This window comes from Macellibacteroides sp. (assembly GCF_050251695.1).
In the GTDB taxonomy this organism is placed as follows: domain Bacteria; phylum Bacteroidota; class Bacteroidia; order Bacteroidales; family Tannerellaceae; genus Macellibacteroides; species Macellibacteroides fermentans.
Genome location: NZ_JBFWMI010000047.1, coordinates 9025 through 26540 on the forward strand (window position 1 = coordinate 9025; position 17516 = coordinate 26540).

The 17516-nt window shown below is 42.0% G+C and carries 12 protein-coding genes; 1 reads left to right on the forward strand and 11 read right to left on the reverse strand.

Annotated features, from left to right (window positions below):
• The 3 genes from kdpA to AB7E53_RS08625 form a co-directional block, all read right to left on the reverse strand.
• Nucleotides 1–1577, reverse strand: a 1577-nt coding sequence (gene kdpA / locus AB7E53_RS08615; protein WP_446775196.1) for a potassium-transporting ATPase subunit KdpA, incomplete at its 3' end; no start/stop codon positions are given.
• Between the two features lie 21 nt (nt 1578–1598).
• Entirely contained in the window at nt 1599–1679 is an 81-nt protein-coding gene (kdpF, locus tag AB7E53_RS08620; protein ID WP_446775208.1) for a K(+)-transporting ATPase subunit F, read from the reverse strand.
• Between the two features lie 198 nt (nt 1680–1877).
• A complete protein-coding gene (locus AB7E53_RS08625) occupies nt 1878–3212 on the reverse strand; it encodes a sigma-54-dependent transcriptional regulator (RefSeq protein ID WP_446775198.1) in 1335 nt (444 codons plus the stop codon).
• A gap of 125 nt (nt 3213–3337) precedes the next feature.
• Here AB7E53_RS08625 and AB7E53_RS08630 point away from each other — a divergent pair, with 125 nt between their 5' ends.
• Entirely contained in the window at nt 3338–4171 is an 834-nt protein-coding gene (locus AB7E53_RS08630) for an OmpA/MotB family protein (protein ID WP_079684090.1), read from the forward strand.
• Between the two features lie 60 nt (nt 4172–4231).
• Here the strand turns inward: AB7E53_RS08630 and AB7E53_RS08635 are convergent, their stop codons facing one another.
• The 8 genes from AB7E53_RS08635 to AB7E53_RS08670 all read right to left on the reverse strand — a co-directional run bounded on the left by AB7E53_RS08635 (nt 4232) and on the right by AB7E53_RS08670 (nt 17458).
• Nucleotides 4232–5713 carry a DUF4153 domain-containing protein gene (locus tag AB7E53_RS08635; RefSeq protein WP_446775200.1) on the reverse strand — a complete coding sequence of 494 codons (1482 nt, stop codon included), beginning with the start codon at nt 5711–5713 and terminating at the stop codon, nt 4232–4234.
• 22 nt (nt 5714–5735) lie between these two features.
• On the reverse strand, nt 5736–6956 hold the full coding sequence (locus AB7E53_RS08640; RefSeq protein WP_350457183.1) for an MFS transporter: 1221 nt from the start codon (nt 6954–6956) through the stop codon (nt 5736–5738).
• A 45-nt stretch (nt 6957–7001) separates the two neighbouring features.
• Nucleotides 7002–7280 (reverse strand): GNAT family N-acetyltransferase, encoded by a 279-nt coding sequence (locus AB7E53_RS08645; protein WP_179398693.1) that lies wholly within the window; start codon nt 7278–7280, stop codon nt 7002–7004.
• Nucleotides 7281–7352: 72 nt separating this feature from the next.
• Nucleotides 7353–10544: an efflux RND transporter permease subunit gene (locus tag AB7E53_RS08650; protein ID WP_446775202.1), complete on the reverse strand. Its 3192-nt coding sequence runs from the start codon at nt 10542–10544 to the stop codon at nt 7353–7355.
• 2 nt (nt 10545–10546) lie between these two features.
• On the reverse strand, nt 10547–11959 hold the full coding sequence (locus AB7E53_RS08655; protein ID WP_421467827.1) for a TolC family protein: 1413 nt from the start codon (nt 11957–11959) through the stop codon (nt 10547–10549).
• A gap of 76 nt (nt 11960–12035) precedes the next feature.
• Nucleotides 12036–15107, reverse strand: a complete 3072-nt coding sequence (locus AB7E53_RS08660) for an efflux RND transporter permease subunit (protein WP_446775204.1) — start codon at nt 15105–15107, stop codon at nt 12036–12038.
• The gene (locus AB7E53_RS08665; protein WP_371689176.1) at nt 15104–16162 is read right to left on the reverse strand and encodes an efflux RND transporter periplasmic adaptor subunit; all 1059 of its coding nucleotides are present in this window, start codon (nt 16160–16162) and stop codon (nt 15104–15106) included. The genes AB7E53_RS08660 and AB7E53_RS08665 overlap by 4 nt, the downstream gene beginning before the upstream one ends.
• A gap of 120 nt (nt 16163–16282) precedes the next feature.
• Entirely contained in the window at nt 16283–17458 is a 1176-nt protein-coding gene (locus AB7E53_RS08670) for a 6-bladed beta-propeller (protein ID WP_446775206.1), read from the reverse strand.
• Nucleotides 17459–17516: the final 58 nt, after the last annotated feature.

Below are 17516 nucleotides of genomic sequence, written 5' to 3' on the forward strand. Positions count from 1 at the left end.
GTACCCACACTTTCAGGAATAAACTGCTTTCCAGCCAATAATCCTGCAATTGCAATCTGTCCGCCTATAGAAAGAAACCGGCTTGCAGCTAGCACAATCGCACAACTGATGTTCCAATAAATGGATGAATCTTTAAGACCTTCAAAGCCTGATCCGTTGTTGGCTGCGCTTGAGGTATATTCGTACAGTATTTCTGTAAAACCATGAAACGAAGGATTGGCAAGCCATTGCGCTGATAGTTCGGGATTTCTGACAATCATCCATGAAGTAACAGCTACACTTGTAAGAATAAGGAACGGATGAAGAAGTGCGAGCATAATTGCTATTTTCATCTCTTTCGCTTCTATTTTCTTACCCAGGAATTCGGGAGTGCGTCCCACCATTAAACCACTAATAAACACCGCAATAATAATAAATACATAATAGTTCATAAAACCTACACCAACGCCTCCGAACCAGCTGTTCACTTGCATATTAAGCAATGTTACCAATCCACTAAGCGGCATCATACTATCATGCATTCCGTTGACAGATCCATTAGAAGTAGCTGTCGTTATCGCACTCCATTGTGCGGTTGCAGAAGCTCCGAAGCGCGACTCTTTACCCTCCATCGCTCCTCCCGACTGATCAATTCCCATGAAGCTGATGTTAGGATTACCCAAACGTTCGGTTGATACAGTTACAGCGATACCAATAATCAGAGCAACCAACATTACAGTAAAAACACTAAAAGCAAACTTCTTTTTCTTTAAATAAAACCCCAAAGCAAATACAAACGACATGGGAAGTAGCAACATAGACATACAGCTTACTGTATTGCTAAGAAATGTAGGATTCTCAAGAGGGTGTGCTGCATTTGCACCGTAAAAGCCACCTCCATTTGTTCCGAGTTGTTTTATCGCAACTATGGCTGCAACAGGCCCTTGAGATATATACTGCTTATTTCCTTCCAAGGTAGTTACCTCCTTTTTCCCTTCAAATGTCATCGGTACTCCATCCAGAATCAGGAAACAAGCCATAATCAATGCAAGCGGCAATAATACCCTGGTAATACTTGAAACTAAATAAACCCAGAAATTTCCGATTGTTTTACCACATTTGGTCAGCATTGCTTTCATTATTCCTGCCATTGCAGCCATACCGGTTGCTGCAGCCAGGAATTGAAACAACATAATTACGAAAAGCTGAGAGAAGTACGTAACTCCCGATTCTCCACTATAATGTTGTAAGTTTGCATTGACAAGAAAGCTAACACAGGTATTCAATGCCAGATGCAACGACTGACCGGAATTACCATCGGGATTAAGGGGAAGTATTCCCTGAATAAGTAGCAGTAAAATTCCCCAGAAAAACCAGAATAGGTTACAGATAAGCAATGAACGCAAAAAATGCTTCCATGTCATCTCTTCCTTTGGGTCAATGCCAGCCAATTTGTAAATGAAACGTTCGATCGGACTCATAAAGCTCATCCAATTTTTCTCTCCCTTGTAAACATTGGCCAAATGTCTTCCTAAGGGATAGCTTGCAATAATAACGGCAAAAAGCGGGATTAATCCGGTCATCAATTCTCTATTCATGAGTATTTATATTTATTAGTCCTAAAACTTTTCCGGATTAATTAACACATACATTAAATACACTGCAATTCCCATACATAAAATCAATAATACACTATACATACATCTTTCCGTCTTTAATTATATACACTCTGTTTTTTTATTTCACAGACATATAATCCAAATACGTGCCAAAAAATCAAATATGCATTTAAAACACTGATAAACAAATTAATATATATAATACAGCTATATTATATAAAAAGCAACCCTTCCAAAATGGAAGGGTTGCTTTTTATAATGACGTACCAGAACTTAAAATTACAATCCGTATTCTTCTATTTTCCTATATAGCGTAGTCAGCCCAATACCTAACAAACGAGACGTTTCTGTTTTATTTCCGTGCGTATATTGAAGGACCTTCCTTATATGCGTTTTCTCGACCCCGCTCAAATCGAAACCACAATAAGCCTCCATATCTTCCGGATGTAACATTCCGGGAGGAAGCACTTCTTCGGTAAGAAGCTCTCCATCTGTGAGAATCAAGCTTCTTTCAATAACATTTCTCAGCTCACGCACGTTCCCCTTCCAGGGTTGCTTCTTGAGTACCTTAATAAATCCGGGGGCGATAGACGGAATCTCTTTTCCCATTTTGGCAGATAAAATAGTAACAAAAGAGTGTACATACAATTCAATATCTTCTGTTCGTTCTCTTAAAGATGGTAAATGAATTTGAAATACAGAAAGTCTGTAAAATAGGTCTTCTCTAAAATTACCTGCGGCAATCTCTTTTTTTAAATCCCGGTTAGTAGCTGCAATAATCCGAACATTTACCTTGGAGGGAACCGATTCTCCAATCTTAATAAATTCACCGCACTCTAAAACACGTAATAATTTTGCTTGCAAATCAATTGGCATTTCACCAATCTCGTCCAGGAAGATTGTACCACGGTCCGATGCCTCAAAAATGCCCTGTTTGTCCTTTGCTGCTCCGGTAAATGCACCTGCCTTAAATCCAAACATTTCACTTTCAAGCAGCTCCCTACTAAAAGCAGAACAGTTGATTGCCAAAAACGGCTGTCTTCCTCGTTTACTGTTTTGGTGGATGGACTGAGCAAACACCTCTTTACCTGTGCCCGTTTCACCGGTAAGTAATACAGGCACATCCGTCTGCGACACCTTTTTAGCCAACGAGATAGCATCCTGAATAGCAGGAGAATTACCTACAATACCTTCAAATGTATAATGTTTGCCATCATCTGTAAGCTGGCAGTTTTTTTCATTATATAAGCGGACTGCACTTTCCATTGCTTTCGCAATCAAAGGAATTATTTTAGGGTTATCATCTCCCTTAGTTATATAATCGAATGCACCGTTCTTTATCGCCAAAACACCATCGCTTATATTTCCATAAGCAGTGAGCAATACAACTTCGGTACAAGGATATAGCTTTTTGATATCTTTCACAAGTTCAACTCCACTTCCATCGGGCAAACGGACATCACATAAAACCACTTCCGGTTTATGCAAAGCCAATAACTTTAAACCAGCTTTACAAGATTCGGCTTCATAAACAGTATAGCCTTCTAACCCAATCATACGCGAAAGTAAGCGCAGCAACTGTTTTTCATCATCAATAATCAGTACTTTTCCCATAGAATACAAATTGGAACTGTATGCAAACGTAACCAAAAATATCCTATCTATGGCTATTCCTGGAGGATTTATAAAATTAGGAACGAATAAATTACTATTTTTGCGTAAACTAAATTGAATCTACAATGAAGAATATCGTTTATGTGGCAGCTTGTGCGCTGTTAGTCTGCACTTCGTGTGTTACAAAAAAGAAGTATATGATTGCCGAAAACGGAAGGTTGGAAGCCGTAGGACGTGGTGACGCATTAAAAGAAGAATTAGTAAACTGCAAGGATGAAGCAGATCGCCAGACGGCCCGTATTGCAGATCTGCTACGAGACACAACAGAATTAGGCAGAACCGTACGCAACTATCAGACCATGCTGAATACCAATCTTTCCGAACAGGAAAAGTTGAACAGTCTTTTGCAGCAGAAAATGAATGAACTGGGCGATCGGGAGAAGACTATCAATGAACTGCAGGATATGATAAATGCGCAAAACAACAAAGTTAAGGCACTCTTAGGCAGCGTACAAGATGCTTTACTTGGCTTTAGCAGCGACGAACTGAGTGTAACACAAAAGAATGGCAAAGTATATGTAGCCATGTCGGACAAACTTTTGTTTGAATCGGGAAGCGCCAAAGTCGATAAACGTGGTAAAGAGGCGTTGGCCAAGTTAGCCGATGTCCTGAATAAACAAAACGACATTGATGTATTTATTGAAGGGCATACCGACAACAAGCCCATCAATACAGTTCAGTTTAAAGACAACTGGGATCTAAGTGTGATCCGCGCCACCTCGGTGGTACGTATTCTGACTAAAGACTACGGTGTAAGCTCGCTTCAGATTCAGCCATCCGGTCGTGGCGAATTTATGCCGGTTGCCTCCAACGAAACTGCCGATGGTCGCTCCAAAAACCGCCGTACTGAAATTATCATGGCTCCGAAACTTGATAAGTTAATGCAGTTGCTGCAATAAAAAACATACCCCGAAAGATATCTAAAACTTTCGGGGTATATTTTTATATCTGCCTCATCCTTATTTCTTCAACAATAAGCCACCTTCTATATTCTCAATCCGATACAGAGAATCCCGGCTTAGCACCATGTTATCAAGTATCATAACCATCGAATCCAGTTCAACTTTAAGCAACCCTTTCCCAACCTTTGCATCTATCGTGTCATTATGAGTAAGACCGCACTTCATCAGTTGCTTATTAAGAAAATCCCGCGTTGGCATACTAAACAACAACATCTTGTCTTTATCAAAAAGTGAAATGGAATCTAAATCGAAATTTAAATTTACCCGGGTTGAGTCAATTTCGTAGTCTTTTGGATAATCCATATGCACGGTATTTACAATATCCACCGTACGGAAACTATCTGTTGGAAGCGTTTCATCCCATTTCAAAAATACATTATCCGGTAATTTTACTTCAGGAACTTCATTCTGAACACGATCTTTCTGCGAAAATACTTCAATATCTTTAGCAGTAATTCCCGGTATATAGGTAAAGGTGCTAAATAAAACGACTATTAAAGTTACCACATACAGGTATCGCCCCCATTTCTGCGTAAAAAACAACAAAGCTGTGAATGAGATAACCACCCCTGTCACCACAAGATATACCCTGTCTTCGGTAAAACCATATTGCGAAATACGATATACAGTACCTATCCAAAACATAACCAGGGCCGGTAATACAATCCAACTTGCACGGTTGTAAAACCATGCATAATAGCTTTTACGCACGAAAGGAATACATCCTTTCAACACAAATAAAGCGATAGAAAAGAAAATTACTATGAGAGCCACTCCCCCCTTTGGCAGCGACCAAAGAACTACTATCTTCACAAAATAGATATAGAGGATAGCTGTATACACCAACAATACAGGCGACAAAACATAATTAAACAACAGATCGGTCACTTTGTTGTTCGTAAATAAATCTCGCTTGTCCTGATGAAAATAAAGGAAAAACAAAGGAAACAGCAACAAGTAGACAAAGTGCAGCAGATAAAATTCCATCCGGTTGTTGCTGTCCTTCCAAATTTCAAAAATATACTGGATGGAAAGGTATACAGAATAAATAAGAATCCAACTAACCAATGAAAGCAGCGCCGCAAAAGCAGACGAACGCAAAAACCTCAATACACTTTCAACGAAAGGCCTGTTCTCACGCTGACCACTGCTGATAAAGTAAATACCAAAAGCCGCCCCTAAAGAAATTAGATAAAACCACGGTTCGCGGGGTTCACTACTCCATACAAGCGGCAAAACCAAAAGTCCTGACATACCATAGATCCAGCTGACAAACTTGTAGGAACTAAGCTGGTTCAAAGTGTAGGAGATAAGAAAAAATACAGGCAGGTAGTATGGAAGTCCCTCCCACCCCGTAATTACCTTTTCGTAAGTCAGACAGCAAATAATAAAACCAAAGAGGCAGATTATAAGCTCCACCGGATTGGAGCGGACAGCAAGGCCCACTTGTTCAAACACTTTTGCAATACGTTCTTTCATTTGAATAATAATTTAAAGAAACTTACAAATTCCGGGTACCTTCTTCAAGCAAACGGATCGGTTTTACAAAAAATGAATATAATCCTACCAGCGTGATAACTGCACCCGATATTATAAACGAATTTGCAACGCCAATAGTATCTGCAATATAACCAGTTGCTGCCAAACCTATCATGGAGGGTAACATACTAGCACTACCTAACAGTGAAAACACCCGTCCCAGATAAGACGAATGAATATAAATTTGCAACAATGAGGTAAACGGTCCGTGAAAAAAAGGAGCTGAAACTCCGGCAATGGCGGTAAGGATAACAAAATAAATAAACCCTGAATGGGGTAACACTCCAGAAAACAGAAACGTGAGCCCCAACACAACATACGAAGCATTAATCAAGATTGTTTTCCGTCCTTTAAATTTCCAAACACTCAGAATACCTCCACCCAAAAGCATTCCTACACCCCAAATTACCTCAACCAGACTCATTTCAAAAGCATTGCCGTTAAAATGATTCAGCGTCATCAATGGAAACAAGGTTGCCACCGGCATCAGAAAGAAAGTTACAATAATAGAAAGCATCATCATCCATTTCAATCCCGGTTGTCTATATACCACATTGAAACCCTCTTTCATTTCACGCAACACGTGACGATCTTCGTCTTCCGCTTTCTTTTCCGGATTAGGAATTACCACAAACAACAACGAGGTACAGGCAATCAATGCACCGGCAACATCAAACATAAGAACATACGTCATGTCGAACGACGTCATAAACACAGCCCCCAAAGCGGGACCGGCTATGTTGCAGATAGAATATATTACCTGATTAATGCCGGAAACACGAAGCAACTCCGATTCTGGAGCCAGCAACGGAACAGAGGCCTCCATGGCCGGATTATGAAAAGCACTGCCGACCGATCGAAAGGCCAGCAATACATAGATATGCCATATCTCCACACAATCCAAATAAAAGAGCAATGCCAGCACAGCCGAACAAAAAGCCACAAAGGTGTCGGCTAATATCATGGTACGCTTCCGGCTCCATCGATCCACAAACACCCCTACGAAAGGGCCTATCAATGTTTGAGGTAACAAAGCAGCAATCATGGCAAAAGATAATACTTCCGCCGATTTTGTTTCAAAGCTTAACCATAACACAATGGCAAACTGAACAATGGCACTGCTAAGAATGGAAAACAACTGGCCGCTCCAGATAACGGCAAACTTTTTTTTCCAACTATCCATATAATAACGGGAATTCAGATTCCCTGACTTGTTTTAAATTAAGAATTAGGATTCAAAAATCAGGTAACGGTATTGGGGATGTCTTTCCACATACACCTTTACAAACGGGCAGGTGGGACGCACTTTTAAAGCCTGAACACCGGCATATTCAAGCACGTGCTTCACTAAAGCAGATGCGAGTCCTCTTCCTTCCAAAGGCTTGGGTACCAATGTATGTGTTATATCAATACCTCCTTCAAATAGCTCGTAAGCAACATAGGCCGTATAGCCGTCTTCGGTTATTTCGAAACGTTTTTTATCCTGCAGATGAGTGATAGGTTCCATATTTCTGTTTGTTTTGTCAATCTTCAAATATAGGCATAACAAACGAAACCAACAATACGTTGTTAAAGCCCCTTATAATTTCTTCCTGCTCAGGGTAAAAACCGGCAGATAAAAGAAAATTCCAGCAATAGACATCACCAGTCCACCAATGGTTCCGGCAGCCAACGGAAACCAGAATCCCTCTTTTCCCGTACCAACCAGAAAAGGAATAAAACCTAAAATAGTGGAAACCACCGTCAGAAAGATAGGAATAATCTTTAGATTCCAAGCTCTCAGATAGGCTTTAACCGGTGGCATAGCAGGAGAATCCTTCCGTATCGAATCAAATTCATTCAGGATATAAATACTGGCATTTACCGTTATACCGCAAAGCAAGACGAAAGAGGCAAAACCTCCCTGATCGAAATTGAGCTTAAACAAGTAAAAGGTAAGAAACACTCCGATGTATGAAATAGGAATTACAAAAATCACAGCCAACGGTAACCTGAGTGAATTAAACAACACGCTGGTTGTAAAAAAGATGATCACAATAATTAGAGCCAACAACAAATATTGCTTTTTGTCTTTTTCACCCCAAGTCCACATCTGATTATCGGATTTGGCCGAGTACCCCATGGGTAAGGTTTTATTAAAAGCTTTCAGCACCCTTTCCTGTATCTTATTTCCCTGATTGCTCGCCCCGATATATTCATACTGAAGACATAACCGGTATTGCTGATCCACCTTAGCCACCTCTTGCGGCATCTGGCCTTTTTCGACTGCCGCCAGATCAGACATCTTGTAACTTCGGTCGGACGCTTCCAATGCATTGTGCTGCAATGCCCATACATCGTATGAAGCCGACTGAGTGGAAGATAATTTCAGATTCTCTTTGCTTCCGTCCACTAAGACACTGCCTGTAAATTCATCCTTTGTAAAAACAGGACGCATTATCTGGAAAAGTTGCATCGGCATTATATTCTCTTCTGCCATACGCGCCTTGTTCAGGTTAAAATAAAACTCTTTATAATCATCTTTCCACCACGAAAAACGCGCATTTATCAATACCTCCTTAATACGGCGGTAAGTAAGCAACGTGTCTTTCAACGCTTCGGCATAATTATACAACTCATCGTAATTATATCCCAACATCTCAATTCTGTACGACCCGGCATTTTCCCTTACATCGTTGCTAAATCCCTGGTCCTGCAATCCCCAAACACCCCAGCTGCCTCCACCCAATTCAAGCGCTTTGCTTATTATTTTACTCTTCAAGGTATAAGGAAAGCCACTTTGTTCGCTCTCTTTTGTAAAATAGATAGAGATTCCGGCCTGGCGGGCACTATAAACGTTCGTCTGAAATTGTTTAATTTCGGTAAACGTACTCAGATAAGCCTCCATCCGTTGCATCAGATTATTCATCTGGGCCAATGTGGTACCGTTGGGCATAGAAGCAGAAACACTCAACACAGTCTCTTCACTACGGGTAAAATAGCTTCCTTCATAAACCTTGTCTACAAACAACCTCAATGTTCCACCCAACACCTTTTCCACTATGGGCTTTACCGATTCTTTATAAAATGAGCTTGTCACAACTTCGTTATACTTATTTTGCCATCCTTTAAGCGGTAAATCATCTTTAGGTTCAATCTTTTCGGGTAACAAGAACACCGGCAGACCAAAAGCAAGAATCAACAACAAACAAACAACCACTCTCCAGCGACACATGAAGCGTATCTGCGCTCCGTAATATTTTCTGAACAATAAACTTCCCTTTAATTTCCATTTTTGGATAAAAGCGAAACGAGCATTACGTCTCGCATTACTCTTGTTTAAGCCCATTTTATCCATCAAAGAAGGTACAAAGAACAACGCTATGGCCAGCGATACAAACAGGTTCACAATAATGACAGCAGCAAAATCCTGCAGATTCAGTCGGATCTCCTCATTCAGGAAAAAAATGATGGCCAGCGAACCGATGGTTGTAAGCGTAGCGGCCAACACCGATAAAAAGGCAAGCCTGTTCTGATGCGTACGGATATGATCGGCCATTACGATTGTATTATCAATAATCAGGCTAAGAGAAATAGTAACCCCGGCCAAAGAATAAAGCTGCATTTCCAGACCTAAAAGATAATATAAGATTACAGCAATCAGGATGTTGACCGTCAGACTCACTACAATAAGCAGCAGATAGCGCAGGTTACGCATAATAAGCAATACAAACAATAGCAAAATAAGCACCGTCAACCCACTGCGAACATAAATCTTATCCAGCTCTGTCTGAATATACTCCGTGGCATCGTAGCTTGTGTGTATCTCATAACCTGCCGGTAACACAGCTTCCATCCGGGCGATCTCATCCTTTACCTGCTTGGCAAGCTGCAACTGGTTGGCAGACTCGTCCGCCACTATCGATAAGTAAATAGAATTCAGCCCATTGATACGGTAATAACTCTGAGGCATCTCTTCCTGGCGGGTAACACGGATCAGTTTTGCCAGACTGATCACCTCCCCATCCGGAGTGCTCACACTAATCTTCGAAGGATCAAAACCGTTTTCCGGAGCTTCTGAGACTAAAGCCAGCCGTATCCACTCTTTCTCGCCCTTAGACAGCTGCACATTGACTGTTCCTATAAACTCCTGATTATAGTATTGCCTTATCGCCTCCTGTAAATTATCCACCGTAATACCCAGCGAGATAAGCTGATCGTTGTTAAACGTAAGACGCCATTCCATGGGAGTGGCCCCTTTTACATCAATACGGTAAATACCTTTAATAGAAGACAGACGTGGCTTGATCTGCTCTTCGGCATAACGTTGTATAAAAACAGGTGTAGCCGCCGCATTCAAGGTATAGCTCATAAACGCCCTGGCCTCTTTTTCGTCAGGACGGCTTACCTGCAATACCGGATAACTAAGTCCGTCGGGCAACTGAGACCAACTTTGCCGCACGATGGTTGAAGCCTCAAAACGGGCTACATCCACATCCGTATGCTTATCCAGATCAAGCTGAATACTTCCCCATCCGTTACCCGAGGTAGATGAAATCGATTTAATTCCTTTTATTCGAGCCAACATAGCCTCCAGTTTACTGGTGACTTCCATTTCAATTACACGGGCCGAATTACCCGGCATCTGGAAAGACACCACCAACTTGGGCAATGTACGTGATGGAGACAGCTTGACGGGCAACAACGGAATAAAAGCAATTCCCGCGATAGCCACGCACAAGAAAGCAACGATCAACGTAAACGAAGATATTTTAGGCGATACTTTACTCATTCTTACAAGCCGTGTTTAAAATCAAACTCAGACGATAAAGAAACACCCGTCTCAAAGTCGTGCAAAGTAAGCTTCCGTATTTTGTAATAGCTTAGCCAGTAGTTCTGCAAAGCCGAAATATAATTACGCTGCGCCTCCTGCTGGCGGTTATGCGACAAGGTAAGACTATTTATATCAGCCTTTCCGATCATAAAACGCTGCCGTGTCTGTGCATAAGCCATTTGCGCCAGATCCAGCGCCTCTTCGGCACTAACAATCATGGACTGCTGCGTGTTAAAGTCGCTCACCGTCATAATCACATCCTCTTCCAACGAAAGAGAGCCCTGTTCGGAAGAGATCTTCACAACATTCAGGTTATTCTGTGCCATGTTTTTCTTTCCTTTACGTACACCCCAGTCCACCAAAGGAATAGAAACAGAAACAGACACCACATCCTGTTGCAATAAGTCGCGATACACCTGGTTGAACTTATCCGAAACCTGGTTAAAACCAATACTTGCACTCACAGAAGCGTTGAACATCGCCTCTTTTTTCGTCTTGTCCAACACCTGCTCCGCCTCCAGAACCTGCTGACGAAGCGAAAGAAAAGAAGGATTATTCTCCCGGGCCAGAACCAAGGCCTCGTCGACCGACACCTTCACCTGCATAGGTTTACCCGGCAAACGCAATCGTATCTCCGTATTCTTCTCAAAACCAAGAAAAGAAGCCAGACTGAACATCGCCCGTTGCAAAGCAATCTGGGCATTCTGCAACGTATTGCGCGCATTTACCGCATCCAGACGTAACGTAAGCAAGTCCGCCTGACTGATTGCAGCAATTTCATGACGCCTCTTACCGGTAATATACAACGTATCCGTACTAGCCACATTCTCTTTTGCCAGATCATATTCCGCCTGAGCCATGGCCAGTACAAAGAAATGGTTGGTCACCTGTTCGCTTACCCCCTCCATATTATAAATAAACTCCTTCTTCACCTTCTCATACTTAAGAGGCTCAATCTTGCGCGACCATTTAAACGGATTATATCCCAGTAAACTCTGCCTGTATCCCAAACGCACAGGCACAGAAGTAAACTGACTATAGGTATTATCACCAAAATTCCGGATATACCCCAAGTCGGAATCCAAAAAGAAAGTACCTCCAAACAAGTCGAAATTCTGTTTCATCTCCAGACTTCCACCCGCATAAAAAGACTGCTGCTTACGATATACATCCAGGTCACTCTCCGAATCATACCTACGGGTAATATCTCTGTAATACTGTGCCGGTGTAAGATCCAGCGTAAGACTTGGCAGTCGGCCAGCCTGGTATGTGCGATACTCCCAATAACCCGAAAGAAACAGATTCTTCATTCTGAAAGCCTCCAGCGAACTATCCGCAGCCAACGCAATAGCCTTATCCAATGTAAGCTCCATCTGCGCTCTACCCAGAAAAGGACAAAGCAAGAGCACAGCAATCACTCCTATTTTATAATTATATCTATTCATACCCTTATGCTTTTACAATTTCCTTTTTTCTGTATATCAACCAATAAACCATCGGAATAACCAGCAAACTGATCGCTGTACCCACCACCATCGCCGATATCATAGCGATAGCCAACGGCTTCTGCAACTCACTCCCCATATCGAAGGAGAACAACAAAGGCACCATTCCGAAAACGGTTGTCAAGCTGGTCATCACAATCGGTCGTAGTCTGCGGTGCCCCGCCTCGTGAATGGCCTCCAACAACGGCACCCCCTCCTTACGCAGCTCATTCATTGCATCAATTTTAAGGATAGAGTCATTAATAATTATCCCGCAAGTAACCACAATACCAATCGCACTCATCAAATTCAGGGTATGCCCCGTTATCCACAAGATAAGCAACGCCGCAGCCACGTCAATAGGAATCTCGGCCAATACAATCAGCGGCTGCAGGAAACTCTCAAACTGAGCAGCCAGAATAAAGTACATCAACAAAATAGACAACATTAAAATCAGCACCAATTCGCGCAACATCTTCGCATTGGAAAAGAAAGCGCCCGAAAAAGCCACATCCCATTTGTTCGTTCTTGCCACCTCATCGCGGGCCCCCGTCATCAATGCCTCCGCATCATCCACTTTATAGAAACTCAACGGAACGAACTCTCCGTTCTTCCCCGAAGTAATTGCTTTAAGATCCTCCCCATGCGAAACCGTAACCAACTCGCGTAAAGGAATCGGAGCCGGCGCCCCATTACCAGCCTTCGGTTGCGTATAAACAAGCGTATTCTCCAATACCTCATTCACAGTACGCTCTTTATCGGTAACCGTAATTGGTAAATACTGCTGATATGAACGTAACATCGCCACTTGATTGGCTCGGAATGCTGTTTTCAAAACTCTGTAAACTTCACTATAAGAAACTTGATACAACAGCAATTTTTCCTGATCAATGGTAATATTCAGCTGATTGTCGAATGCCACACCCGACGGATTCAATCCCGTAGCATCCGCAATCCCTTGTTCAATCAGCCGGATTGAATCGGCTTTCGGAGCCAGCGCTTTATTACGGGCATACAACTCGGCTACCACATCCGCTTCGCCGGTTACAAACAATTTCTCAAAAACTGTTTCGGGAGGCGAAAAGGCAACAACAGCCGTAGGATAATTCTGTTTAATCCATTTAGAGATACGATTTTGCAACGGATCAATCTCTTTCGGATCGGATGTACGGAAATACACCTCAGCCTCAGTTGCAGATAACTCCTTATCCCGGTTCAGCAAAAATTGTTGTCTACCAATATAAGCCGTATGTTCCGCCCCCAGACTATCCACCTGATTACAAAGAGCTTCAACCCTTGCTCTATTTTCGTCCAAATGAATATTTTCATTCCATTCCACCCGCATAATAAGTTCGTTCTGATCTATTTCAGGCATACGACTCGTAGGAATCTGATAAAAACAAAAAACACACAACGGTATAGTAAGCACCAAAGCCAATACATTGCTTCTTTTGTGTCTGAATACAAAATCAATACCCTTATCATACCATGCCCTTAACCTGTTGTTGCCCGAATCGTGCCCCCACTGTCTGGCTAGCCAGCCACGGGTCCCATACATATAAACCAGTTTATATAGTACAGGTAATAATCCGATTCCAGTAAAATAACTCACCATCAAGCCAACAGTAACAGCAAAAGCCTGATCATAGAAAATAGCTCCGGCAATTCCGCTCATAAACACCAGGGGAACAAAAACCGCTATGGTTGTCAGTGTGGAACTAAGCATTGGTGTAATAACCTCCGTTGTACCCAAGTCGCATGCTCTCTCCAACGTTTCGCCCCGGGCACGATACTGGGCAATATTCTCGGTAACAACAATCGAACTGTCTATCATCATACCCAGTGCCAGAATCAGGCCCGAAAGCGAGATTATGTTGAGCGACATATTAAAAAGATAGAAAAATAACAGGCTGATAACCAAGCTTACCACCATACTCAGGCCAATTACTGCCGGACTTTTAACATCCCCTAAAAAGAGTACAGCTACAATACAGATAAATACAAATCCCAGAGAAAGATTCTGTTTCAGGTTTGAGATCGTATAGTCCAGCAACTCCGTCTGATTTCGCGAAATACTAAATTCAATATCTGGATAAATACCTGCAAAATAATCCATAGTTTCTTGCAAAGCCTCGTTCATATTATCCATATTCTCGTCGGCCTGCTTTATTACGGCCAGTGTTACAGCCCGCTTTCCGGCCGACAAAGAGGCGCCTGCCGACTTCTCCGGAATGATGGAAATCTTAGACAAGTCCTTCAGCTGGAATATCCGTCCACCCTTTCGCAGGTATATATTCCTGACATCATCCTCCGTACGAAGCAGTGTCGAAAATTTAATATTATACTCGTAATAACCATCACGCACCGTCATACTACCCGGTTCGATATTGTTGGCCGTCAACGCCATCTCTATATCCTCCTGAGTTATACCCGCCATCTCCATTATTGCACGGTCCGGAACAATCTGCAGCTCACGCCCCACCTGCCCCGTCATATCCACCATCGCCACTTCCGGAAGCTGTTCGATACGACGCTTAATTACGGTTTCGGCAAATTCACTCAAATTAAGAAATGCCTCCTCATCCTGCTCACCACCTTTATCCGAACGAAGCGTCAGGTTGAGACAAAACACCGGAATATCCGTAGCACTTGCTTTTACCACCCGCGGACGTTCTGCATCGCGCGGAAGATAATTCATCGCCGCGTCAATCTTTTCATTCACTTCAATAAACGCCAGTTCCGTATTCGTTCCAAAGTCGAAGCTCAGACGAATAATTCCCGAACCGTCGCGTGCTTCACTCTTGATGTCACGCAATCCTGACAACTGCATCAGCTGTAGCCGGATCGGCTTTACAATTGTATTCTCAAGCTCGCGGGCCGACCTGTTCTCGCCCGCCACCTGCACCGTTATTTCGGGGATGGCGATATCGGGCAGCAAACTCACCGGCAACGAAAAATAGGTAGCCAGGCCCAAGATAAAACAAGCCGTAAAGGCCATCAGCACCGCGATAGGCCGTTGTAATAAGAATTTAATCATAGTACAGATACAGGAGCCTCATGGGCCAGGTTTATATTTCCGCTCACAATCACCACGTCACCCTCTTTTAATCCATCTTCCACCGTATAACTATCCACATTTTCAAGTCCGGTAGTTACGTAATTCCACATTGCTTTACCCTTTTCGAGCGTGAAAACAACTTGTTTCCCCGAACGCAATACCACTGCCTCTTTAGGAACCACCAGCTTTTTACCAAGCAATCGCTGGATACGCACACGTACATTCATCCCCTCAAACAATTTGCCACCACCCGAAACCGCAGCCTTCACCTTAACCATACCATCGGCGTTTACAAGCGGATTAATCTCGGATATACGACCCTCCACTTCAGCATCCGGAGCAGAAAAAGGAGAAACACGTACCCTGTCGCCCAACTTTATTAAAGCCAGTTCACTTTCCAGTACGGTAAAATCCGCCTCCAGACTCTGATTATCTATTACGGTACAAAAAACTTCCTGAGGAGAAGCCGTATTAAGGGCCCTAGTAAATAAATTGGCAACTATACCATCAAACGGAGCAGTAAGTACAGCATGCTGCTCTTCAAACAAACTAAGATCGTAATCAATACGAGCCTTATCATAGCCACTTTTAACGCGGGCCAACTGCATGGTAGCCACAGGGACCTTGGCTGAGTCGGCCAAGGCATACCCCTGACCAATCAGCACATCCTGCAATTCCAGGCGAGCTCTTGACAAAGCATCCCTCGCCGCTTCGGTCCGCCGGTGCAAACGAAACTTATCCAATTCACCCAGCTTTTGCCCCTTTTGTACCCGGTCGCCATTCTTTACATATACGGCAGCAATGGTTTCGGCGGACTGAAACTTCAGCTCCACCTGCCTGCGGGCAGACAATTTTCCGTTACTAAGCAATTCATGATCAAATTGAGACGGCAAAAGATTAATTACCGTTACCACATTCTTTTCGTCGGGAAGTACCGTTTGTACAGCTTCGTCATCCACAGATTTCTTTTCGCCGCTGCCACAAGCCATTGTACCTAAAAGAAAGAAAGCAAAAACCAGATAAGTGTGTTTCATATATTTTTTAGTTTCATTGGATAAACAAAGCATGTTGAACTCCAAATATAATTATTAATTCACTAAACAATCTATTCTAATCAATAATTTAATAAAAATTACCATTCGTAATACTCCTATCTACTTCTTCACTTTATAGAACATCAAGACTGGATTACTATCCTCACTAATTTCTTGTAATTCTTTTGGGAAAACACTAGCATCAATTGACAACTTTTCCAGAATAGTCATTGGAGATACAAGTGAAAAGAAGCAGTCCTGATAAACTCCAACAACAGGATAAAATACAGGAAGCTCTTTTACCGGATTATTCGACACCTTATTTCCAGCATAAATTATTTTATTCTTTTTCAAATCATAAAATACAGTCTGATAAAAACCGCTTTTCGAAAACCAGAAATATAAAATATCATCACACTTATAAAGATTGGTTATACCAAAGGAATAATCATTTTTAACCAGCTCTATGGGTTGAATCCTATCTTTCAACAACTCATCAGGTAGAGGATTTGGTAATTCAATATTTAAATATGGTATTATTTTATTGGGAACGAGACGATAAACCATAGTATCAAACCTTTTATTGTATAATAAGCTGCCATTATTATAGAAAAAAGGATGGCCCTCACCAAAGCTCATACTATAATTTGAAATTTCATCATGCTCAAAAAATCTATTATCTATTTTATTCCCAATCGTAGAATAAAGAAGAGAATAATGCAACTCTTTATTGTCTGGATAATTAAAGTGGTCAGGGTTGTCAAAAAAGAAAACGCCATCAACAGATGCCATGCCCATGGGAGCAAACGTCGAAGTTGAGAGCGACGATAAAAATTGCCCGTCTTTTAAATTATAAATATTAAGTTGACGTTTTCCGCTATCATATGCTATTAATTGATTGGATGCTTTATTTATTGTAAAGTCCAGTAGGCTGAAAAACTCTTTGGGACCACCACCTTTATTATTGATCTGATATTCAATCTCTCCCTTCATATTATAACACACTATTTTAGGCGTGTCATCTAATACAAAGACTCTTTCATCATCAACAATAATCCGTTTTACACCACCCAACGGCTCATCATTTGCCAAAACGACAAAAGAACTCATTTCAAGCAATTGATTTACATTTCTAAATGCAGTATCTGCCAACTCTATCTTAATCGTTCGCAATTCATTCATCACTTCAACCACATCCTTTTCCGTATGTTTCCCTTTACAAGAAAGCATACTATAATACTCCCCAAAACCTGGACCACTTGTGAAGTCGAATAAAAAGGGTTTAATTTGAATCAAAAAAGAGTATTTTAGAGATGGGGAAAAGAACACATTACACGGCCGAATTTAAGGCCAA

Coding starts and splice junctions, on each gene's coding strand:
- kdpF (WP_446775208.1), bottom strand. CDS start 1,679: ATGTATAGTGTATTATTGATTTTATGTATGGGAATTGCAGTGTATTTA.
- AB7E53_RS08625 (WP_446775198.1), bottom strand. CDS start 3,212: ATGGGAAAAGTACTGATTATTGATGATGAAAAACAGTTGCTGCGCTTA.
- AB7E53_RS08630 (WP_079684090.1), top strand. CDS start 3,338: ATGAAGAATATCGTTTATGTGGCAGCTTGTGCGCTGTTAGTCTGCACT.
- AB7E53_RS08635 (WP_446775200.1), bottom strand. CDS start 5,713: ATGAAAGAACGTATTGCAAAAGTGTTTGAACAAGTGGGCCTTGCTGTC.
- AB7E53_RS08640 (WP_350457183.1), bottom strand. CDS start 6,956: ATGGATAGTTGGAAAAAAAAGTTTGCCGTTATCTGGAGCGGCCAGTTG.
- AB7E53_RS08645 (WP_179398693.1), bottom strand. CDS start 7,280: ATGGAACCTATCACTCATCTGCAGGATAAAAAACGTTTCGAAATAACC.
- AB7E53_RS08650 (WP_446775202.1), bottom strand. CDS start 10,544: ATGAGTAAAGTATCGCCTAAAATATCTTCGTTTACGTTGATCGTTGCT.
- AB7E53_RS08655 (WP_421467827.1), bottom strand. CDS start 11,959: ATGGAGCTTACATTGGATAAGGCTATTGCGTTGGCTGCGGATAGTTCG.
- AB7E53_RS08660 (WP_446775204.1), bottom strand. CDS start 15,107: ATGATTAAATTCTTATTACAACGGCCTATCGCGGTGCTGATGGCCTTT.
- AB7E53_RS08665 (WP_371689176.1), bottom strand. CDS start 16,162: ATGAAACACACTTATCTGGTTTTTGCTTTCTTTCTTTTAGGTACAATG.